Below are 21,195 nucleotides of genomic sequence, written 5' to 3'. Positions count from 1 at the left end.
TCCCAAGAGGTGTGTTATTTCGCCGTCGGGATCGATCCGGGCGGAGGCTTTCCGCGGGTGCCCCGGCAAGGGGTATATCGACGTTGCCCGCAAAGGGCGGTTTTAGTCGACCTTCATACCCACTCTCGGAGGGCTTCGGACACGTGCTGGGACTGCGATTACTCGTCCCACCGAAAACCTTTGTTCCTGCTGGAGTCACCGCCCTCCTCTCACTCGGACTGGTAATGCTATTTACGGGAAGGTACTTTGTCATTTCATCCAGCTAAAGCACACTTTTATTGGCAAACGCTATACTTAGCAGTCCGTATACACGAAGACTCCAGCGGGAGGAAAGGCATCGGTGAGACCCCGCAGTGCGTTAGCACAAGGAGGCTCAACAGCCGCCCGCGGAAAGCGTAGTGTATACGGGCTGCGGCCGACTAAGAAACTGGTGCGAAAGTTGAGTTACAAGACAAAAAACTGTCCCGATGTAGAAGGGACAGTTACTTTTTAGAGCTGTTTAATTAGGATAAGCGGTGATCTTCTAATAAGCGTTCAATTTCTTCTTTATGATGCGTTTCATCAGATAGGACATCTTCCAATTTGACAACCAACTCTATGAGATTAAGTTCTTTTGCCTGGTCGATACGTTCTTCATAACGTTTAATCGTATCTTTCTCGGATTGAAGTGCCGCCTCCAATAAGCCTTTCACTTCTGTTGGTTGGGGAACTTCAGCTACTTTTGTTGTTGGTATACCACCGAGTGATTTGATCTTTTCGGATAAATAAAGGGCATGTCCCTGCTCGTCCGAGATTTCCGATTCAAAGAATGGTTTTAATGCGGAACGAAACAATCCGGTTACTACTGCAGCACTGTAGGTATATTGAACAACAGCACCATACTCATGAGATAAATCGTCATTTAGTCCATTAATTAATTTTTGTATATCCATTCGTTTCACTTCTTTTGCCATCATTAATCCCTACCTTTTTAAAATTTAATTTATTTGATTCACATATATACAATACCCTATCTAGTTTTTTTAAAACTTAAATTAAGGTATGATGGAAAAAGCGAGGAGGTCGTGCAATGTTAGGTAAACGTAATACAGTTAGTATTGTTTTAATTATATGGATATTATTAGTCATAGGGACTTGGATTGTAGAAATTATGAATGGGAAACTCCCTTATGTTGATCAATGGACACGCGCACTTGTTGAGCGATTTGATGACACCTATGTTTACACATTTCTTCGTGGAATGACGGAGTTGGGCTCAACATCTTTTTTGGTGCCATTTATTTTTGTTATGACTTTTGTGATTTGGTGGATGTTACGTGACTATGTACCAGCAATCATTTTCGCGGGCGGTACACTGACGAGTCATTTACTCAATACTGTAATTAAGAATTTGGTAGCAAGAGAGCGCCCGAGTATTTCTGTAGCAGCCAATGCGGAAGGGCACAGCTTTCCTTCGGGACATGCGATGATATCGATGGTTTGTTATGGGCTGCTGGCTTACTTTATTACGAAGAAAATACGTTCGACAAAAGCAATTTTCTGCGTTCAGCTATTTTTCGCTATGCTCGTTTTTTTAATTGGTTTGAGCCGCTTCTTTATTAATGTTCATTATTTAACCGATGTTATGACCGGTTTTTTCCTTGGGTTTGTGTGCCTGATTGGATTGCTATCATTGTATGGAACGATTCAAAAGCGACGGTCTCAGACCTAAGACGGAGACAAAAGCAATCGGAGGGTGGTTTTATTCTGGGGAAATAATAACTATGATAGAGGTAGTGGGAACAAGCAGCCCAAAAAGAGATAAAGCAGGTGAAGCAAATGGGTAGACTTTTTCAATATATAGTGGCGACGATTATTATCGCTGTGGGGGTTATTCTTGTATTAGATAACCTTGGGATTGCAACATTTAATGTAAAAAACGGCTGGCTTTACATTTATCCAGTTCTATTTATGGTTGCTGGGCTTAAATGGATGATAGATAGGATTAGGTTTAAAGGGGGAAGCTGGATTTTCGGATCTTTCTTCTTCATTTTTGGCGGGCTTTTAATACTGGACCGTTTTGATGTCATTGCCTTTGTTTTTAAAGATGTTTTTAAATTATGGCCATTATTGATTATTTATTTTGGCTTCTCATTTATTCGTCATTCTAATGGAAATGGAAAAGTTTTCGTTGATACAGGTAAGAGGGGCAACTATAAGAAGGGTTATAATAAAAAGGCGTTTTCTTTTGTTGGGGATATTGAATACAATAGACCAAATTGGAAAGTAGAACCGTTGAACTTATCGAATATGGCTGGGGATTTTTATTTTGATTTCTCCAAAGCCTTTATACCAGAGAAAGAAACACCAATCACAATTAGTGCACTTGCAGGAGATGTGCGAATTTTAATGCCGGAAAATGTTGCGTTTTGCGTGAATGCCTCAGTAGTAGCGGGGGATATTAACATTTTTGGTCAGAAGATGGACGGGATCAATCGGACGATCGCTTATCAATCCGATCATTATGATGAAGCAGTTCAAAAAATTAATTTTACATTAAAATTAAAAGCGGGATCTGTTCGAATAGATCATGTGTGAGGAGGGTGGGCAATGATAAAGCGCTTCAATAGCATTCGTTTTCGTTATATCCGTTCCCATTTGTATGCGATGTTTATTACAACTGTTACGCTGTTATCGGTGCTATTAACCATCCATGTGCTGATCAACCCGGACTGGTTAAATGAAACAAGTATATTTGTATTTATCTTACTTTATGTGTTATTAGGCATTATCATTTCTTTTTATGCGGGATTTAAATCAAGTGATTCGATTAAAGTAACATTAGATTCTATTTCTGTGCTGATTACACAATTTGCAAATGGTAATTATGAATCAAGCATGCATATTAATCAAGATAGTGAGTTTTCAAGGATTGCTAGTGAATTGAATCATTTAGGCGAAAAACTGCAAAACCAGGTGAAATCATTACAGCGAATGGCGGATGAAAAATCAGAATTTGCCAAATCCGCTCATAAGTCTGCAGTGATGGAGGAACGGCAGCGATTAGCAAGGGACTTACATGATGCCGTTAGTCAACAGTTGTTTGCCTTAACGATGATGTCTGAAGCAGCAGTGAAGCAACTGGAAAAAGATCCAGAAACGGCAAAGGAGCAAATGAAGGATGTTGCAAAGGCGGCTCTGCAATCACAAACGGAAATGCGTGCCCTTTTGTTGCATTTAAGACCTGTTCATTTGTCTGGTGACTCCTTACCAACCGGGATCCATAAATTAATTAACGAACTCAAGCAGAAAAGCCAGATTAGTTTTCATGTACGTGTACCTGACGATTTATCACTGTCTGAAACGATCGAGGAGCACATTTTCCGCATTGTTCAGGAATCGCTTACGAATATTCTAAGGCATGCAGCGGCGACAGAAGTAACGGTGAATCTGTCCAAACGGGAAACAGAATTATTTGTTCATATTCGGGATAATGGTAAAGGATTCGATATCGATCATTATTCTGATCGAAAAGCGTCCTATGGTTTAAAGACAATGCGCGAGCGCAGCGAAGAATTAGGAGGAACATTTACCGTAAAATCCAATGTGAATGAAGGTACATATATTGATATACGAATACCATGTTGAGGGGGCTGGTGTAAGATGGTTAAGGTTGTTGTAGTTGACGATCACGAAATTGTTCGTAAAGGGATCATTGCGTATTTACAAACGGATGATACGATTGAAGTAGTCGGTCAGGCGTCTAGTGGAAATAAGGGGATCGCATTAATTTTACAAGAAAGACCGGATGTTGTTTTAATGGATTTAATGATGGAAGATGGTACAGGAATTGAGGCCACAGCGCAAGTGATGCAACAATTTCCTACGTGCAAAATTATTATTCTAACAAGCTATTATGATGACGAGCAGATTTTTCCTGCCATTGAAGCAGGCGCATTTAGCTATATCTTGAAGACATCTTCGGGTGAAGATATCGTGCGTGTGATTAAAAAGGCTGTAAGCGGTGAAAATGTGATCGAACCGAAAGTAGCCGGGAAAATGATGTCCAATTTCCGTTCCGAGTCAAAGAAGCCCCATGATGCGTTAACAGGTCGCGAAAGGGAAGTGCTGTTATGTATTGGCAATGGCATGTCGAATCAGGAGATCAGTGGCAAGCTTTATATTGGAATTAAGACGGTGAAAACGCATGTGAGTAATGTTTTATCGAAGTTGGATGTACAGGATCGTACACAAGCAGCAGTCTATGTTCACCGAAATCAATTGTTGAAATAACGATTGGTTGTTCATAAAGTTGTCAATTTAAAAAAGGAATTTCAGGCAACCCCTTTGTTTTTTACCCTTGTGATTTGTATAATACAACTATACGTTTAAGAGAGAGGAAAACATTTATGACAAAAGAAAAGGCGAAAGTAAATGAAAACCTATTGTTGCTCCTATGGGGACAGGCATTTATTGCTTTGGCAGGGAGTTTGTTTTTTTCTGAAGTGATGGGATATACGCCTTGCGAATTATGCTGGGTGCAGCGTATCTTGATGTATCCGCTTGTGATTATCTATGGGGTTGCATTAATAAAAAAAGATTTATCAATTGCGTTACCAGGTTTAATATTAAGTGGGATAGGTATGTTTGTTTCCATTTATCATTATTTGATACAGAAATTGCCTGCGTTAGCAGAAGCGGGCGGTGCTTGTGGACTTGTTCCATGTAATGTTACTTATGTGAATTACTTCGGGTTTATTACGATCCCATTTATGGCAGGAGTAGCTTTTATTGTTATCTTTGTCCTACACCTTATTTTACTTAAACAACAAAGGAGAAACTAAGCGATGAAAAAGAAATTGATTATTTTTATTGGCGTCATTGTCATTTTATTTGCTGGTTTATATTTCGTCATTGATTATAAAAACAATCAAGCAGTAAACAATAATGATAATCCGTATGGGGATAAGAAGCTGGAGCAGTCGACGATTGATCAGCTGGATGACCCACTCTATGGAAACCAGATTATGCCTGATGAATTAAAAGAGGAATTGGATAACGGAGAAGATGTAACGGTCTATTTTTATAGTCCGGAATGTGTTTATTGTCAACGTACAACACCAATCCTTATGCCAGTGACTGAAGACTTGGATGTCGAGGTGAAAAAGCTTAATCTGTTAGAATTTGAAGATCAATGGGGTCCGTATGGTATAGAATCTACGCCAACCCTTATTCATTATAAAGATGGTAAAGAAGTTGGACGCATCGTTGGTCAACATACAGAAGCGGATTTTGAAGCGTTTTTTGATGAATATATCTTAAAATAAGCATAAAAGCTAACTGGTCGCTAATAATCAGTTAGCTTTTTGTTTTAGGCTATTCTCTAAAAGAATGTTGTTTTTTCTAAGTAATGGGTCTTAAAGTAGATAGAAACTGCGACATAATGAGTTAGTACTTATCTTCGCTTTGGAAATACACTACGCTCTCCGCGGGCTCGCGCTGAGCCTCCTTGCAAAGACTGCTGCGGGGTCTCATCGTCTTCGCTTTCCCGCAGGAGTCTTCGTATATTTCCGTCGCTAGTATTGTGCAATGTTAATGCCGCGGAAAGCGACTGCCTGAAGCGGAAATCAACCAACTCTTGCGTCGCAGTTTATATCAATAGCAACAAAGTATAAGAAAACAGCCTTGCTTTATATTTACTCTGCTTCAGGATCGTACATATGATAAGTTGTGACAAACGGTTTATTTGGAGGATATGCCGATGGCTTTGTTGCTTGTTTCTGATGTGCCTTGGCGAATTGTGCCGAGTTTTTCCAGTTTTCGAAGTCTTTTTCAGAACGCCACTGGGTGAAAACGACATATTTATTTCCTTTTTTAGGCTTTAATAATCGAAAAGCCTGAAATCCTTCAACACCATCGACCGCTTTTTCCTGCTGCTTAAATCGATCTTCGAATACTGCCGTGTCGTCATCTGTAACCGGTATATTATTCATAACAACGAATCCCTCTTGTGTGATTTGCCCTGATTGGGTGAGTGCTTCATATTCCCTTCCAGAAGCGAATACTTGTTTATCCTTATTCTCATAATAAGCTAAAGCCCCTGCAGTGCTATTCATTAAAAAGAAATTTATTTCGGGATGCTTTTCCACTAGTTTTTCTAAAAAATCAATGGTGCCGTTGGTCATAAAAGCTTTCATCATTATTTCCCCTTTCAATAGCTATCTAATTCCATCATACCCCAAATTCTGATTCATTACGCTTTTAAATTATCGCACCTGATAGAAACCGTGATATAACAGCTGGCCGATTTCCCAAGACATGTGTTATTGCTGCCGTATGGGATCGCTCCAGGCGGATGCGCATCCTTAGGGCGGCCTCAGCCTCCTTGCCCCGGCAAGGGGTATGCCGACGTTGTGGCCTCGACAAAAGGTCTGCAAGCGTTGACCGCAAAGGCCGTAATTAGCTTGCCTGCCTATGAGCTGGACGTTTTTAGTCGCCCCCATCTCTCCACTTTGCGAGCGAGGAGGCTTAGCGCGAGCCCGCGGAAATCGTAGTGTATTTCCGAAGCAACATGTTATGTTGCAGTTCATAGATTTTGTGTCAAAAAAAATTATCTGTTTAGAAAACAGCCGAAACAGGTGAAATGAAGTTTTTTGCTTTTAGATTGTCATATAATGTCGTATAATAAATAGTGTATTTGTGTAGAGGTGAACAAATGGATGAACAATTAAATGGTCCAATAACACGTGCAGAATTCCATAAGGACAAGCGAAAACCTTCTCCCTTAAGAAAACGGACAAAGCGGATTTTAATCGCTTTATGTGCCCTGATTATTATCGGGGTAATTGGATATGGCGTCGTGTTCTTTGGTGGAATGATCGTTGTAGATAATGATGCCCTGGAATTAGATGCGACAACAACGATTGAAACAGCAGACGGCGAATTAATCAGCAAATTATATAAAGAAAATCGAACACTTATTTCGATCAAGGATGTACCGAAAGATGTACAAAATGCCTTTATATCAATTGAGGACAGGCGTTTTTTTGAGCACTCCGGGATTGATACGAAGTCTGTCATGCGTGCGGTCTATAAGAATATTATTGCGCGTGGCAAGGTGGAAGGCGCAAGTACAATCACACAGCAGCTAGCTAAGAATTTATTCCTATACAATGATAAAACATGGGGACGAAAAGCGAAGGAAGTAATGGCAGCTTTCAATCTGGAAAGACGATTTTCAAAGGATGAGATTTTAGAGCTGTATGTCAATCAAATGTACTTTGGAAAAGGCGTTTATGGGATTGAAACAGCAGCACAATACTTTTTTTCAAAGTCTGCGGCAGACTTAACGGTTGCGGAAGGCGCGATGTTGGCAGGATTGGCAAAGGCACCAAATGGCTATTCACCAATCGACCATCCAGAAAAAGCAATGGAAAGAAGAAATATTGTTTTACAGGCAATGGAAAGTACTGGCGTTATTTCAGCAGAGACTAGCAAAGCAGCACAGGAAGAAACACTCGGGCTCCAAGTTAGTGAGCGAGAAATCGATCCATCGACAGACAGCTATGTGGATCTCGTTAAGAAAGAGGCGGCAGATCAACATGATTTATCAATTGATGAATTAAAACGTGGAGGCTACCGAATTATAGCGAATATCGATGAAACGGCGCAGCACATCGCATATGAGCAATTTAAAAATGACGAATATTTCCCAGGGAATACTGCGGGGGTCGAAGGTGCGTTTGTTATGATGGAGCAAGCAACAGGTAAAATTGTAGCAGCTATCGGGGGCAGGGATTACCAGATAGGCGATTTAAACCGGATAACAGTGCAACGTCAACCGGGATCAACTATTAAGCCAATCGCCGTCTATGGTCCAGCATTAGAGGACGATAAATTTAACCCTTATTCCATTATACCGGATCAGCCGATTGACTATAATGGATATGAAGTAGAGAACGCGAATAAACAATATGATGGTGCGGTATCACTCTACCAGGCGCTAATCCAGTCGAAAAATGCTCCTACGGTGTGGCTGCTTGATCAAATTGGAATAGACAATGCGAAAAGCTATCTTAACAAAATGGACATTACGATCGAAGATGACGGCTTAGCAATTGCATTAGGTGGTCTGGAAGAGGGAATAACACCCGTGCAATTGGTGGAAAGTTATCGTACCTTTGCAAATAGCGGTAAGATGGCTAAATCCCATACGATTGACCAAATATATGACAGGGACAGCGAATTAATCTTCCAGGCAGAATTGGATGAGGAAGCAGTATTCAGTCCACAGGTCGCATGGAATATGACAGAGATTTTAATGGAAACGGTAAAAAGTGGCACAGCATCTTCCGGCGAATATCCCAAAGCGCTTGCAGGAAAAACTGGTTCTACCCAGCATCCACTGGTGGAAGGGCAAACGAAAGATGCCTGGTTTGTCGGTTATACACCAGAATATGTTAGTGCATTGTGGATGGGCTATGATAATTCGGATAAAGATCATTATTTAACAGCTGGGAGTTCCTATCCAACCCAATTGACTAAAAAAATCTTAACTGAAATGGATCAGCAGGAAGGATTGGCGGACAGCTTCACGAAGCCGGAAGCTGTGAATGGATTACAGCGACCGATTATCTTACCAGAAATTACGGATTTAAAGGCAAACCTTGAATTTGGCAGCCTATCCCTTGTGAAAGGAAATTTGTCATGGACCGGCTCTAATGACGAGCGTGTGGTTTACCGTATTTATCTGGATCAGGAAGGCATTGATAAACGTGTTGGGGAAGTTGAAGGCAAGACAACGTTCGTTATCGACAATGCATTATTCAAGGGTAATAAATATTATGTCGTTCCTTATGACCCGCTGACAAAACTGGAAGGAAAGGTCTCGGAATCTGTTGAATTGTCATGGTAGTAATTTAGACGAATTCATGACAATCAAGCTACTCTACTATACAGTTGCGGTTTAAGTCGATATAGTTGGATAGGGAATTATTACGTATAAAGGGTGAAAGATATGTCAAAGCAAATAAACGATACAATTATCAAGGCATACAAAGGTGAAAAAACGGAACACATTCCAGCATGGTATATGAGACAAGCTGGTCGATCACAACCGGAATATCTCGAGCTGAAGAAAAAGTATTCTTTATTTGAAATCACACATCAACCGGAGCTGGGTGCTTACGTTACACGCCTACCAGTTGAAAATTATGGTACAGATGCGGCAATTTTATATAAAGATATTATGTCGCCACTCCCAGCCTTAGGTATTGATGTAGAAATTAAAAATGGAATTGGTCCGGTTATCCATAATCCCGTAGCTACTTTTCAGGATGTTGAAAAGCTGGGGACCATTAATCCCAAGGCAGATGTTCCCTACGTACTGGAGACGATTCGTCTGCTGACAGAGGAACAGCTTGAGGTACCGTTAATTGGTTTTAGTGGCGCTCCATTTACATTGGCGAGCTACATGATTGAGGGTGGCCCATCGAAAAATTACAGCAAAACAAAAGCATTTATGTATCGTGAGCCGGAAACATGGTTCTTGTTAATGGATAAACTGGCAGATATGACGATCACTTATGTGGAGGCACAAATAGAAGCCGGCGTAAGTGCAGTGCAAATATTCGATTCATGGGTGGGCGCGCTAAATGCTGCGGATTATCGTCTATTCATTAAGCCTATTATGACTCGGATCTTTTCTGAATTACGGAAACATGATATACCATTGATCATATTCGGTGTTGGTGCAAATCATTTACTACTGGAATTTAATGACTTACCAGTAGATGTTATTGGATTGGATTGGCGAACTTCGATTACGGAAGCACGTCAAATGGGGATTACGAAAGTTCTTCAAGGAAACCTTGATCCAACGATTTTATTAACAGATTGGGAAACAATAGAAAAGCGCACAAAAGCAATTTTGGATGAAGGTATGGAACATGGGAAATATGTATTTAATTTAGGTCACGGTGTAACACCTGATATAAAGCCAGCCACATTGAAAAAGCTGACTGATTTGATTCATACGTATACCAAGCGATAGGATAGTATTCTAATTAAGGAAAGGTTGCTTGCAAAATGGAAAAGAAAAAAATCGGTTTACTCGTAATGGCGTATGGTACGCCCTACAAAGAAGAAGATATTGAACGTTACTACACGGACATTCGTCACGGCAGAAAGCCTGAACCAGATGCCCTACAAGATTTAAAAGATCGCTATAAAGCGATTGGTGGAATTTCACCGTTAGCACGCATCACCGAAGCGCAGACAAAAGCATTAGAAGCAAAGCTCAATGCGGACCAGGATGAATATGAATATAAAGCATATATCGGTCTAAAGCATATTGAACCATTTATTGAAGATGCAGTACAGGAAATGGCAAAGGATGGTATTACGGAAGCAGTTTCACTTGTACTTGCTCCACACTATTCTACATTTAGTGTGAAATCCTACAATACCCGAGCCAATGACGAAGCAGCAAAACATGGCATTGCGATTGACTCGGTTGAAAGTTGGTACAATGAGCCGGGATTCATTAAATATTGGGCAGATAAAATTGACGAGATTTATGTTCAAATGCCACAAGATGAGCGCGAAAAGGCAGTATTAATCGTTTCTGCGCATAGTCTGCCAGAGAAAATATTGCAAAATGGCGATCCTTACCCGGATCAACTGAAAGAAACTGCACAACTGATTACAGAAAAAGCAGGTATTAAAAATTACGAAATCGGCTGGCAAAGTGAAGGGAATACACCAGATCCGTGGCTTGGACCAGATGTTCAGGACTTAACACGCGATCTATATGAACAAAAAGGCTACCGTTCTTTTGTTTATGCACCAGTTGGATTTATCGCAGATCACTTGGAAGTATTATATGATAATGATTACGAGTGTAAAGTAGTTTGTGACGATATTGGGGCAACATACCATCGTCCAGAAATGCCGAACACGAATCCTTTATTTATCGAAACACTCGCCAATGTAGTATCGAAAAAAATAAAGCGTGAAGCGTAATGACCAAAACGAAAAAAATTGTAATTGTAGGCGGCGGGATAACAGGCTTATCCGCTGCCTATTATTTACAAAAAACAATCAAAGAACAGCACTTACCCTATGAAGTGAAGCTGATTGAAGCGAGCAATCGTTTAGGCGGAAAAATAAAAACAACAAAACGGTATGGATTTACAATTGAACGTGGACCGGATTCCTTTTTATCGAGAAAAAAACCTGCCGTCAAGCTTGTGGAGGAATTAGGAATAAGTGACCAACTTGTTCGAAATGGAACAGGGCAATCCTATATTCTAGTTAAGAATAAGTTACATAAAATGCCTGGTGGGTCCTATATGGGGATACCAATGGAAATGCGCCCATTTTTATTTTCCCGTATTACTACTTTAAAAGGGAAAATAAGAGCTGGGTTTGATCTTGTGATGCCAAAAGGGAAAAAAGGAAGTGACCAGTCGCTTGGCGCATTTTTCCGTCGCCGTTTTGGTAATGAATTAGTAGAAAATCAGCTGGATCCGTTATTGTCGGGCATTTATTCCGGCGATCTGGATGAAATGAGCTTGATGGCGACATTTCCTAACTTTCACGAGTTGGAACAGAAGTATGGCAGCTTAATTAAAGGATTAAAGCAAACCACACCGAAGAAAAAAGCATCTACTGGCAAAAAACCGGGCGCATTTTTCTCCTTTGAAAATGGTTTGGAAACATTAGTGATTGAACTGGAGCGTCAATTAGAGGCAAATATCGTCACTAAACAAGTGGCAGTGGATCATGTGGAGAAAAAAGAACATGGCTACCATCTTTTATTAAGCAATGGTGATGTATATAAAGCAGATGCCATCGTGATGACAACACCACATCATACACTACCAAAGGTGTTCAGCCAATATGATTTCTTTAAACAGTTTAATCATGTTCCATCCACATCTGTGGCAAATGTTGCGATGGCATTTGATCAATCCGCAATAAAAAAAGCAGTGGATGGAACTGGCTTTGTTATCTCAAGAACAAGTGACTATCGCATAACAGCATGTACATGGACACATCGGAAATGGCCATCCACCACACCGAAAGGAAAAGTACTGTTGCGTTGTTATGTGGGTAAACCAGATGACCAGGAAGTTGTCGATTTATCGGATGAAGAAATTACAGAGATTGTTTTAAAGGATTTAAATAAAACAATGAAAATAAAAGCAAAACCTGAATTCAGTGTGATTACTCGCTGGAAAAACGCAATGCCACAATATACAATAGGGCACAATGAGCGAATTGCTTACGTTCGATCTGAGGCAAGTAGCAAGTTACGGGGTGTATTTATTGCAGGAAGCTCCTATGAAGGCGTTGGCGTACCGGATTGTATTGAACAGGGCGAAAAAGCTGTCGCTGAAGTATTAGCATTTTTACAGGATTAATGATATTTTATGTTGGATTTTTATGGGGAGGCGCTCACGCTTAGTGGGTGCCTTTTTTGCCTAGTTAGGCGCTCCCCGGATAAAGTTGATCGCCGAACGCCTTTAGTTGGGCGTCAAACTATAAAATCAAAAAGGGAGGATCAGATAAATGCTGATCCTCCCTAATCCAATTCCAATTCAATGTTATTCGTAACTTTTCTCCAGCTCGTCCACAAGTGACCCAACATACGCGACCGCTTCTTTAATGGCATCAGGTTTGGACATATCCACACCAGCTTGTTTAATCAACTCAAGCGGCTTCTTGCTACCACCCGATTTCAATACATCCAGCCAACGATCAACGGCAGGTTTTCCTTCCGTTTTAATCTTCTGTGCGATTGCCGTAGAAACAGTTAAACCAGCAGAATAAGTATATGGATATAATCCCATATAATAATGTGGCTGGCGCATCCAGGTCAAACCTGCATCCTCGTCAAATTCCACTGCATCGCCCCAGAAGTTTTCAAGCGCTTCTCTTTTTTGCTTGGTTAAAACATCTGCTGTCAACGGTGTGCCGGCTTCAGCTAAGGCATAGACGCGACGCTGGAATTCGCCCTCGAGTAGATGGGTAATGAAATTATGATAATAGGTTCCGAGTAACTGTGTAATGACCCAACGTTTCATTTGTTTATCATCCGTTTTATTCAATAAATGCTCCGCTAGTAGCAATTCATTTAAAGTGGACGGTGCTTCGACAAAATAGGTGGATGGTTCTGTATTCATCAGGTTCTGGTTTTCACCAGCTAAATAAAAATGTCCAGCATGGCCTAATTCGTGGGCTAGAATAAACGCACCACGCATGGCTCCTGTCCATGTCACCATGATATAAGGATGTACGCCATATGGGGTGTCACAAAATGCACCACTTGCTTTACCAACGTTATTGGAGCGGTCTACCCAACGGTTATTAACCCCTTTATTTATAATCTCACTGTATTCCGGTCCCATGATCTGTAATGCTTCCTCAATGGTTGCAGTTGCCTCCTCATAGGTTGTCTGTGGGTCGAAGTCCGGCTCTAATGGCGCTTGTAAATCATAATAATGAAGCTTATCCTGGCCAAGCTTTTCCTTTTTAAGTTTTGCGTAACGTCGCATATGTGGTGCGAGTTCTTGTTGAATCACATCGAGTTGATTGTGATACATTTCCTTTGTAACCTGTTGCTGATGAAGCAGCATATCTGTTACAGAGCCATAATTGCGAAGGCGTGCTTCGGTAACTTGTCTCGTGACTTCTGTGGCATAGTTTGCCGCAAAGGTATTTTTATATTGATTCAATGTATGGCTGAAAGATGCATAAGATTTTTGGCGGATACCAGCATCAGCTGCTATTTCATAGCGGTCTTCATAAAGCGCGGCTGACATGGGAAGCTTATTTCCCTGATCATCCTCAATGTCGTCAAAGACCATATCAGATGACTTGCTTCGTTCGTATATCATATAGGGTGCATCATGAACCTCGCCAAATGCTGCTAACGTTTCTTCAATGTCAGGTGCTAATGTGTATGGCTTTTTTTCCGCAATATCTGCAAGCATTTTTTGATACACTTTTAATTTAGGTTCTTCCTTTAGAAATTGTTCGATCGTTTCGTCAGATAGAGTCAGCAATTCGGAATTAATAAAAGAAAGTTTGGTTCCAATACCAGCAAGTGCAGAAGCAACTTTAGCTGCGTCACGCTGGTTGTTCGGATCGGATCCATCTGCACTTGAACGTAGATTAGCATAGGTAGCCACATGAATAACCCGCTTCTGAAACGCTTCCAGTACTGACAGGCAGGCGAACAATGTTGCTGCATCTGTTCCTAATTTTCCTTTATACTGTACAACTTGCTGTACATCTTCTTTCACTTTCTCTAATTCTTTCTCCCACGCATTATCAGAAGCGAATAAATCTGTTAAATTCCATGTTTGTTCAGCAGGAACCTCTGAACGGTATAGTGTTTTTGATGTATGCTTTGTTGTCATCCGTTAATCCCTCCAAAAAAGTATTTCGGTACGCTAAATAATTATAATATAAAAACAAATGGAATGATACTTTTTTCAAGGATGGATGATTACCTTTGATATCTATAAGATGCTTCGCCAATGACTAGCACGACCAGTGTGTTGTTTTCAAAAATAAAAAAATACAGCTATCCTTGAAGGGTAGCTGTTAGTAGATGGATTAAAAGTGTTGTAGTACAGTAGTAATAGGTTCAGATTGTAATTTAAAGTTTTATCTTGCTGGATGATCACATTCGTCACATAAGTTTCCATAACAATCGGCTTTCTCGAACATCATCTCTTGGCCACATTGCTGGCATCTCTTTTTTGGTAAATTTCTAAAAAATTCAACGACGTTTTTCATGTGTATCCTCCTTTAAGTTGGTAAGTTCATTGTAATATAACAGTATGTTATCTGTCAACCCTGTGTTACAACAAAATTTTAGGAATAGAGGTTTTATGAATGGAATTAACTGTTATCGGATACTGGGGAGGCTATCCTGCCGCGGATGGCGCAACTTCCGCCTATTTATTAAAAAAAGGAAATTTTTCATTATTAATTGATGTTGGAAGTGGAGCATTGTCTAAATTACAAAAGTATATAGCTGTAACCGATCTGGATGCAGTCCTCCTGTCTCATTATCACCATGATCATGTAGCAGATATTGGTGTCTTACAATACGCCCGTTTGGTTAACTATTATACGATGGGTGTAAGTGATGTATTACCGATTTATGGACATAGCGAAGATGAAACGGGGTTTAATCGTCTCACCCATGACTACACAAAAGGGATAGCCTATGATCCGAATAAAGCATTAGATGTCGGTCCCTTTACCATTACATTTCTAAAAACGGTCCATCCGGTTCCGTGTTATGGTATGCGCATTACGGACGGGGAGCATGTCATCGTATATACGGCTGACACCAGTTATCAAGCAGCATGGATTGATTTCGCTAAAGATGCTGACCTGCTGATTACCGATTGTAATTTTTATGCGGAACAGGACGGAGCGGGAGCAGGACATATGACAAGTAAAGAAGGTGGCCGAATTGCAGCTAAGGCAAATGTTGCTCAATTAATGCTCAGCCATTTACCGCAATATGGGGATCATCAACAACTAATAAAGGAAGCAGGATGTGAATTTAACGGATCGATACAACTGGCGGAAGAAGGGTTAATTTGTCGATTCGCATGAGTATATGTTTTGATTGGAATGGTTATATAGATTAAACTAAGCAGTATACTGAGGAATATCAATGGGAGGTTCTTTTAGATGAAATTTATCGATAATAAAGGCATAACAGATCCAACGATTAATTTAGCACTTGAAGAATATATATTAAATAATTTTGGGGAAAAAGATACATATTTATTATTTTATGTTAATAAACCATCCATTATTATTGGCAGAAACCAAAATACAATTGAAGAAATAAACACGGATTATGTGGATGGAAATGGAATTAAAGTGGTTCGTCGTCTATCTGGCGGAGGAGCAGTCTATCATGATGAGGGAAATTTAAACTTCAGCTTTATTACGAAAGATGATGGAGACAGCTTCCAGGATTTCCAAAAGTTCACCCAACCAATGGTGGAGGCACTGAATAAAATTGGTGTACCAGCCGCATTAGAAGGAAGAAACGACCTGGCGGTAAAAGGACGTAAAATTTCCGGTAATGCGATGTTCTCCACAAGAGGTCGGATGTTTAGTCATGGTACATTAATGCTGGACTCGGAAATTGAAAATGTGGTATCCGCATTAAATGTGAAGAAAGAAAAAATTGAGTCAAAAGGGATCAAATCGATCCGCAGCCGTGTAGCAAATATTTCCGAATTCCTGGAAGAAAAAATAACGGTAGATGAATTTAAAGAACTTATCTTAAAGTATGTTTTCGAAGTGGACGATGTAAAAGATGTTCCTGAATATGAATTAACGGAAGCTGACTGGGAAAATGTCCACAAGATCTCCAAAGCGCGTTATCAAAATTGGGATTGGAATTATGGAAAATCACCGTCCTTTAACTTTAAAGAATCACATAAATTCCCGGGCGGACTTGTGGATGTCCGTTTAGATGTGAAAAAGGGAATCATTGAAAACTGTACAATCTTTGGTGACTTCTTCGGTGTTGGTGAAGTAAAGGTGATCGAGGATAAATTGACAGGCATCCGCCATGAACGTAAAGCAATTGAAGATGCTTTGGCAGATATAGATGTTCCGCATTATTTAGGGAAAATTTCTAAAGAAGATTTCGTTGGTTTGCTTTATTAAGTTCATAAATAGAACAGCCCGATTTCTCAGTATAAATGTTGTGAAATCGGGCTTTTGTTATACTAGACCATTTCGTATAGATTGGGATATTTCGTGTTAAAACATCAGAAAAGAGGTGATTATTATGCTTTCAATTTTGCAAACAGATCGACTGATTTTACGTTCTTATAAAGTAAGCGATGCGCCAACAGCGCAAAAATTGGCAGGGGAGAGGGGGCTTGCAGAGACTACCTTCCTACCTCATCCATATACATTAGAAGCAGCCAAGGAATGGATTCAAGGGCATTCCAAACTAATTGAAGCGGGGAGTGCCTATCCGTTTGCAGTCACGATGGAAAGTACAAAAGAATTGATTGGAACCATGACAATCCGTGTGGATAAATTACATAATAAAGGCGAATTGGCTTATTGGATTGGAAGGCCGTATTGGGGAAAAGGTTATGCAACAGAAGCTGCTCAATTAATCATTGATTTTGGTTTTAACGAATTGAATTTAAATCGGATATGGGCGCCGATCATGAGTAAGAACAAGGCATCATGCAAAGTAATGGAAAAAGTAGGGATGTCGTATGAAGGCACAATAAAGCAGGATATCTTGAGGTGGGGCCAATATGAAGATGTGGATATCTATGGACTTTTGAAAGCCAATGATGTTTGATTCAGGATGTTAAAGCAGCAGCAGAGAGAAATGTAAAAAGATTCTCCCTTGAAAAAAAACGGACTTTATTTTATACTGAAGAGGTACATAAATTTGCAGATTAGTTGGTATTTTTATAATGATTAGTGAATGACCATTCATTCATTTGGCTAAGAGGAGGTAATAATATGAATTTAAGTGATCAATTATCGATTACTGCAAGAAAGCATCCGACCAAGACAGCATTCGTTTTTCAGGATAAAGAAACGAGTTATATGGAACTGGAAGGTGCAGTCCAAAAGTTTGCATCAAGCTTGCAGCAACTCGGAATGAAGAAAGGGGATCATATTGCTTTAGTGGTTGGGAACAGTCCATATTATGTAGTTGGTATGTATGGTGCACTTCGATTGGGGGCAGTTGTTGTCCCAGTAAATCCATTGTACACGGCACATGAAATGACCTATATTTTAAAAAATGGGGACGTTAAAAGTGTTATCACAATGGATATATTCATGGAGAAATTTGCTGCAATAGTAGATCAGCTGCCCAGTGTTCGTCACTACATTAGCTGTGAAACAGGAGCTGTGGTTGAGCCAGGTGATTATCCTTCCATTACGGCAAAAATGAAATCGTTTACAATGATGAATCGGGAGGGAAGTGCTGAATTTAAGGCGCCCAGGCTTGCTGAAACAGATCTAGCGATTATTTTATACACATCAGGGACAACAGGTAAACCAAAGGGTGCTATGTTATCTCATCAAAATTTGTATTCCAATGCAAAGGATGTTGCTGATTATTTAACGATCAATGGGGAAGATCGTGTCATTGCTGCATTACCGATGTTTCACGTGTTTTGCCTGACTGTATCGTTAAATGCTCCATTAATGAACGGTGGAACGATCCTAATTATGCCGAAATTTTCACCGCAGGAAGTTTTTCGAATTGCAAAAGACTATCAAGCTACTGTTTTTGCAGGTGTACCAACCATGTATAATTATTTATTGCAAAGTGCACAAGAAAAAGAAGATAGGTTTGCTGGAATTAGAATGTGTATTTCGGGCGGATCATCTATGCCTGTAGCATTATTAAAAGACTTTGAGAAAACATTTAGTGTACAAATATCGGAAGGGTATGGTTTATCAGAGGCGTCTCCTGTTACATGTTTTAATCCATTGGATAAGCCTCGGAAGCCTGGATCTATTGGGACAAATATTGTTCATGTGGAGAATAAAGTGGTGAACGAGCTTGGGGAAGAAGTAGGGGCTGGCGAAGTAGGAGAGTTGGTTGTGCGTGGACCGAATGTGATGCAAGGGTACTATAAAATGCCGGAGGAGACTGCTGTAGCATTAAAAGCAGGTTGGTTGCATACAGGTGATATGGCGCGAATGGATGATGAAGGCTATTTCTATATCGTGGATCGCAAAAAAGATATGATTCTTGTAGGCGGCTATAATGTGTATCCAAGAGAAGTAGAAGAGGTGCTCTATTCCCATCCAAATGTTTCGGAAGTAGCTGTTGTCGGAACACCACATCCCGAAACGGGCGAGGCAGTCATATGTTTTGTAGTAACGAATGATACAGCAATTACAACAGCGCACCTGATGGAATATTGCAAGGAACATTTAGCCAAGTATAAAATTCCTGTATCGATTACATTTTTAGATGAATTACCAAAAAATACAACCGGTAAAATATTGCGTAAAAATTTGCGGGAACAATTAGTATAAATCATGAGAAAAAAGGTGCCTTAACGTTTAATCGCTAAGGCATCTTTTTGACATGTATGAAATATGCTTTGAGAACGTAGATTAATTTAAAAAAGGTGCGAATAAATAATGGAAAAACAGCTCTAATCTATTAAATTTTGTCAAAAAATGTCGGATGTCTATCTAAAAATAAAGATATTGCAGATTTTTCAATGAAATAGAGTTTTTATGTTTCTTTTTGGTTTTAAATTTGCTAAATTAGTAGATAGCCACATGCTTTTCATTTTATGAGAGGAAGAAAGTGAAATGCAAAGAAACCTTTATAAACCATCCTATGAAATTACCCCATTGACCTTAGCAATTATATCCCATAAAGGAAAAAAGAATATAACCACGGTATTGGAAAAGGAGGCGGAATACACCATCCATCAATCCCCAAGTAAGGTGATTGATGATGCCTGTAAGTTCTTCGGAGCAAGTCTCAAGGGCAGACAGGAAGGAACGCGCAATGTTTGCGGAATCACACATAAAGCGCCAATTTCCATCGATCCTTTAAGTGGGATGTACTTTTTCCCTACCTATTCGCCTACAAATCCGAATTGTTCTTGGCTTGCTCATACCCATATTAATGATTTGCAACAAGCAGCGGGTAAATTAACGGAGATTATTTTTAAAAATGGCAAACGTATTATGATTGAGGCTTCTTATGGGTCTTTGTTGAATCAGGTTAATCGAACGGCACAATTTCGCTATTTACTAGATGATCGGATTAAGTTTTTGCAGCAGTTTCGGAAGGATCCAGATTCAGAATAGAATTTAAAGCCTTATTCATCAGATCGAGCATGATAGCTTCTACCTTTTTACGAATTGCAGGGTTGAAATAGTTTCGTTTTTCTTCTCGCCCTTGGCAAGTGAACAGAAAGGATGAAAAAGAATCATTTTTATTTAATGTAACAACCTTAATCTGCTTGTTTTTCATTTCTATTAGCAATTGTCTGCGTTCATTCGTAGCTTCTATAACCATTTTCTCTAGCAGTGTTGTGTATGTTTCTTTCATTTTAGAAGCTCCATTTTGATTGTATTTTATATCCTGTTTGATCACGATTATTGCCATGGTAAGAAACAGTAAGCGGGTGGCGGGACGCAGTTCCTCATCTGTTAAATAATGCATGATAATCTCTCCCTTCGGTTTAGGAACATTTGTTCTACTATTGTATTATATGATAAATGAAACAAAAGATACACTAAAAAACAAAAAAATGAAAAGATGTGGCTACTTTTTGTTGGCAGTTAAGAAAGTATAACTACCTTCTTACTGCATAAGCGGAACTAGCGCATTCGCCTAAAGGCTGGGCGAATGCCAAGTTTTCTAATGAAATCAATAGTATGTGTTTACATTTATCTGAAATTAGTTAAACTAAATAGTATAATGTAGACATCTATTGATATGTGAATGAGGAGATTAGAATTACATGCACCTATACTCGATCTTATCTGACTGGAAAATCATGCTTGAAGAGGGAAACTTTGATGATTTCATTTTTGAACTACTGGACAAATATGAAAGTCTTGGACCATTACCAGGTATTCTTTTACCGTTAATTGAATCTTTGTTGCCATTTTTACCATTGGTTGTCTTCGTCTTTGCGAACGCCGCTGCCTATGGCCTATTTCTTGGTTTCTTATATTCCTGGATTGGTGCTTCCGTAGGGTCGATACTCGTTTTTCTCATTATCCGAAAACTTGGCGATAAGCGGCTGTTCAAGGCGGTACGGAAGAATAAACAGGTGAAAAAAGTAACCGCTTGGCTGGAGCGGCACGGATTTGGCCCATTATTTCTGTTGATCTGTTTTCCATTTTCACCATCGGCTGTCATTAATGTTGTAGCTGGACTTTCCAAAGTCAGCACACAGCAATTTATTTTGGCAGTCATATTAGGTAAATCAGTTATGATTTTTTCCATCGCATACATTGGATCCAGTGTTTTTGAATTTGCAAAGAATCCAGTTAAGACAATTATGGTAGGTGTAGGTATTGTTTTATTTTGGTTAACAGGAAAGTACGTGGAAAAAAGGTTACAAAAGAAAGCAATTCTGAATGATAGTTCCAGTTTTAAAAAGGATTAAAAATGCGGGAAACAGGGTATTAAAAAGTAGA

General features: G+C 39.7%; 21 protein-coding genes. 16 read left to right on the top strand and 5 right to left on the bottom strand.

Features of this window, described 5'->3' with window-relative positions:
* Positions 1–503: 503 nt before the first annotated feature.
* Complete coding sequence (locus JOC34_RS19885) at positions 504–953, bottom strand: ferritin-like domain-containing protein (protein ID WP_420856182.1); 450 nt, start codon at positions 951–953, stop codon at positions 504–506.
* A gap of 116 nt (positions 954–1,069) precedes the next feature.
* Here JOC34_RS19885 and JOC34_RS19880 point away from each other — a divergent pair, with 116 nt between their 5' ends.
* The 6 genes from JOC34_RS19880 (at position 1,070) to JOC34_RS19855 (ending at position 5,306) form a co-directional block, all read left to right on the top strand.
* Positions 1,070–1,711 (top strand): phosphatase PAP2 family protein, encoded by a 642-nt coding sequence (locus JOC34_RS19880; protein ID WP_205138536.1) that lies wholly within the window; start codon positions 1,070–1,072, stop codon positions 1,709–1,711.
* Positions 1,712–1,818: 107 nt separating this feature from the next.
* Positions 1,819–2,577: a cell wall-active antibiotics response protein LiaF gene (gene liaF, locus JOC34_RS19875; RefSeq protein ID WP_205138535.1), complete on the top strand. Its 759-nt coding sequence runs from the start codon at positions 1,819–1,821 to the stop codon at positions 2,575–2,577.
* A 12-nt stretch (positions 2,578–2,589) separates the two neighbouring features.
* On the top strand, positions 2,590–3,627 hold the full coding sequence (locus JOC34_RS19870; RefSeq protein ID WP_205138534.1) for a sensor histidine kinase: 1,038 nt from the start codon (positions 2,590–2,592) through the stop codon (positions 3,625–3,627).
* Between the two features lie 15 nt (positions 3,628–3,642).
* A complete protein-coding gene (locus JOC34_RS19865; protein WP_205138533.1) occupies positions 3,643–4,272 on the top strand; it encodes a response regulator in 630 nt (209 codons plus the stop codon).
* A gap of 116 nt (positions 4,273–4,388) precedes the next feature.
* Complete coding sequence (locus JOC34_RS19860) at positions 4,389–4,823, top strand: disulfide oxidoreductase (protein WP_205138532.1); 435 nt, start codon at positions 4,389–4,391, stop codon at positions 4,821–4,823.
* Between the two features lie 3 nt (positions 4,824–4,826).
* Complete coding sequence (locus JOC34_RS19855; RefSeq protein ID WP_205138531.1) at positions 4,827–5,306, top strand: thioredoxin family protein; 480 nt, start codon at positions 4,827–4,829, stop codon at positions 5,304–5,306.
* A 369-nt stretch (positions 5,307–5,675) separates the two neighbouring features.
* Here JOC34_RS19855 and JOC34_RS19850 read toward each other — a convergent pair whose 3' ends face one another.
* Complete coding sequence (locus tag JOC34_RS19850; RefSeq protein WP_205138530.1) at positions 5,676–6,176, bottom strand: antibiotic biosynthesis monooxygenase family protein; 501 nt, start codon at positions 6,174–6,176, stop codon at positions 5,676–5,678.
* Between the two features lie 518 nt (positions 6,177–6,694).
* On the opposite strand from JOC34_RS19850, the gene JOC34_RS19845 reads away from it, so the two are divergent.
* The 4 genes from JOC34_RS19845 to hemY all read left to right on the top strand — a co-directional run bounded on the left by JOC34_RS19845 (position 6,695) and on the right by hemY (position 12,404).
* Positions 6,695–8,893, top strand: coding sequence for a transglycosylase domain-containing protein (locus JOC34_RS19845; RefSeq protein ID WP_205138529.1), 2,199 nt, complete (start codon positions 6,695–6,697; stop codon positions 8,891–8,893).
* A 102-nt stretch (positions 8,894–8,995) separates the two neighbouring features.
* Positions 8,996–10,030 carry a uroporphyrinogen decarboxylase gene (hemE, locus tag JOC34_RS19840; protein ID WP_205138528.1) on the top strand — a complete coding sequence of 345 codons (1,035 nt, stop codon included), beginning with the start codon at positions 8,996–8,998 and terminating at the stop codon, positions 10,028–10,030.
* A gap of 35 nt (positions 10,031–10,065) precedes the next feature.
* Complete coding sequence (hemH, locus tag JOC34_RS19835) at positions 10,066–11,001, top strand: ferrochelatase (protein WP_205138527.1); 936 nt, start codon at positions 10,066–10,068, stop codon at positions 10,999–11,001.
* Positions 11,001–12,404: a protoporphyrinogen oxidase gene (hemY, locus tag JOC34_RS19830; protein ID WP_205138526.1), complete on the top strand. Its 1,404-nt coding sequence runs from the start codon at positions 11,001–11,003 to the stop codon at positions 12,402–12,404. The genes hemH and hemY overlap by 1 nt, the downstream gene beginning before the upstream one ends.
* 183 nt (positions 12,405–12,587) lie before the next feature.
* Here the strand turns inward: hemY and pepF are convergent, their stop codons facing one another.
* Both pepF and yhfH read right to left on the bottom strand, forming a co-directional pair.
* Entirely contained in the window at positions 12,588–14,405 is a 1,818-nt protein-coding gene (gene pepF, locus JOC34_RS19825; RefSeq protein ID WP_205138525.1) for an oligoendopeptidase F, read from the bottom strand.
* Between the two features lie 250 nt (positions 14,406–14,655).
* Positions 14,656–14,787, bottom strand: a complete 132-nt coding sequence (yhfH, locus tag JOC34_RS19820) for a protein YhfH (protein ID WP_205138524.1) — start codon at positions 14,785–14,787, stop codon at positions 14,656–14,658.
* 99 nt (positions 14,788–14,886) lie between these two features.
* Between yhfH and JOC34_RS19815 the strand changes: the two genes are divergently transcribed.
* The 5 genes from JOC34_RS19815 (at position 14,887) to JOC34_RS19795 (ending at position 19,851) form a co-directional block, all read left to right on the top strand.
* A complete protein-coding gene (locus JOC34_RS19815; RefSeq protein ID WP_205138523.1) occupies positions 14,887–15,621 on the top strand; it encodes an MBL fold metallo-hydrolase in 735 nt (244 codons plus the stop codon).
* Positions 15,622–15,699: 78 nt separating this feature from the next.
* Positions 15,700–16,695: a lipoate--protein ligase gene (locus tag JOC34_RS19810; protein WP_205138522.1), complete on the top strand. Its 996-nt coding sequence runs from the start codon at positions 15,700–15,702 to the stop codon at positions 16,693–16,695.
* Between the two features lie 124 nt (positions 16,696–16,819).
* Entirely contained in the window at positions 16,820–17,353 is a 534-nt protein-coding gene (locus JOC34_RS19805; protein WP_205138521.1) for a GNAT family N-acetyltransferase, read from the top strand.
* Between the two features lie 167 nt (positions 17,354–17,520).
* Positions 17,521–19,059 (top strand): fatty acid--CoA ligase family protein, encoded by a 1,539-nt coding sequence (locus JOC34_RS19800; RefSeq protein WP_205138520.1) that lies wholly within the window; start codon positions 17,521–17,523, stop codon positions 19,057–19,059.
* A 285-nt stretch (positions 19,060–19,344) separates the two neighbouring features.
* Entirely contained in the window at positions 19,345–19,851 is a 507-nt protein-coding gene (locus JOC34_RS19795; protein ID WP_205138519.1) for a competence protein ComK, read from the top strand.
* On the opposite strand, the gene JOC34_RS19790 is transcribed toward JOC34_RS19795, so the two are convergent.
* Positions 19,808–20,209: a YhjD family protein gene (locus JOC34_RS19790; RefSeq protein WP_205138518.1), complete on the bottom strand. Its 402-nt coding sequence runs from the start codon at positions 20,207–20,209 to the stop codon at positions 19,808–19,810. The two genes, JOC34_RS19795 and JOC34_RS19790, sit on opposite strands and share 44 nt — an antisense overlap.
* Positions 20,210–20,510: 301 nt before the next feature.
* Between JOC34_RS19790 and JOC34_RS19785 the strand changes: the two genes are divergently transcribed.
* Positions 20,511–21,164 carry a TVP38/TMEM64 family protein gene (locus JOC34_RS19785; protein WP_205138517.1) on the top strand — a complete coding sequence of 218 codons (654 nt, stop codon included), beginning with the start codon at positions 20,511–20,513 and terminating at the stop codon, positions 21,162–21,164.
* Positions 21,165–21,195: the final 31 nt, after the last annotated feature.

This window comes from Virgibacillus halotolerans, from assembly GCF_016908515.1.
Lineage (GTDB): Bacteria > Bacillota > Bacilli > Bacillales > Amphibacillaceae > Virgibacillus_M > Virgibacillus_M halotolerans.
This window is presented reverse-complemented; position numbering and strand designations above follow the sequence as displayed.

Bases quoted from the DNA above. Each gene is read 5' to 3' on its own strand.
- JOC34_RS19795 (WP_205138519.1), top strand. From the start codon at position 19,345: ATGCAAAGAAACCTTTATAAACCATCCTATGAAATTACCCCATTGACC.
- JOC34_RS19885 (WP_420856182.1), bottom strand. From the start codon at position 953: ATGGCAAAAGAAGTGAAACGAATGGATATACAAAAATTAATTAATGGA.
- JOC34_RS19850 (WP_205138530.1), bottom strand. From the start codon at position 6,176: ATGAAAGCTTTTATGACCAACGGCACCATTGATTTTTTAGAAAAACTA.
- pepF (WP_205138525.1), bottom strand. From the start codon at position 14,405: ATGACAACAAAGCATACATCAAAAACACTATACCGTTCAGAGGTTCCT.
- JOC34_RS19785 (WP_205138517.1), top strand. From the start codon at position 20,511: ATGCACCTATACTCGATCTTATCTGACTGGAAAATCATGCTTGAAGAG.
- JOC34_RS19815 (WP_205138523.1), top strand. From the start codon at position 14,887: ATGGAATTAACTGTTATCGGATACTGGGGAGGCTATCCTGCCGCGGAT.
- hemE (WP_205138528.1), top strand. From the start codon at position 8,996: ATGTCAAAGCAAATAAACGATACAATTATCAAGGCATACAAAGGTGAA.
- hemH (WP_205138527.1), top strand. From the start codon at position 10,066: ATGGAAAAGAAAAAAATCGGTTTACTCGTAATGGCGTATGGTACGCCC.
- JOC34_RS19865 (WP_205138533.1), top strand. From the start codon at position 3,643: ATGGTTAAGGTTGTTGTAGTTGACGATCACGAAATTGTTCGTAAAGGG.
- JOC34_RS19855 (WP_205138531.1), top strand. From the start codon at position 4,827: ATGAAAAAGAAATTGATTATTTTTATTGGCGTCATTGTCATTTTATTT.
- JOC34_RS19790 (WP_205138518.1), bottom strand. From the start codon at position 20,209: ATGCATTATTTAACAGATGAGGAACTGCGTCCCGCCACCCGCTTACTG.
- JOC34_RS19870 (WP_205138534.1), top strand. From the start codon at position 2,590: ATGATAAAGCGCTTCAATAGCATTCGTTTTCGTTATATCCGTTCCCAT.
- JOC34_RS19845 (WP_205138529.1), top strand. From the start codon at position 6,695: ATGGATGAACAATTAAATGGTCCAATAACACGTGCAGAATTCCATAAG.
- liaF (WP_205138535.1), top strand. From the start codon at position 1,819: ATGGGTAGACTTTTTCAATATATAGTGGCGACGATTATTATCGCTGTG.
- yhfH (WP_205138524.1), bottom strand. From the start codon at position 14,787: ATGAAAAACGTCGTTGAATTTTTTAGAAATTTACCAAAAAAGAGATGC.
- JOC34_RS19880 (WP_205138536.1), top strand. From the start codon at position 1,070: ATGTTAGGTAAACGTAATACAGTTAGTATTGTTTTAATTATATGGATA.
- JOC34_RS19860 (WP_205138532.1), top strand. From the start codon at position 4,389: ATGACAAAAGAAAAGGCGAAAGTAAATGAAAACCTATTGTTGCTCCTA.
- JOC34_RS19805 (WP_205138521.1), top strand. From the start codon at position 16,820: ATGCTTTCAATTTTGCAAACAGATCGACTGATTTTACGTTCTTATAAA.
- JOC34_RS19800 (WP_205138520.1), top strand. From the start codon at position 17,521: ATGAATTTAAGTGATCAATTATCGATTACTGCAAGAAAGCATCCGACC.
- hemY (WP_205138526.1), top strand. From the start codon at position 11,001: ATGACCAAAACGAAAAAAATTGTAATTGTAGGCGGCGGGATAACAGGC.
- JOC34_RS19810 (WP_205138522.1), top strand. From the start codon at position 15,700: ATGAAATTTATCGATAATAAAGGCATAACAGATCCAACGATTAATTTA.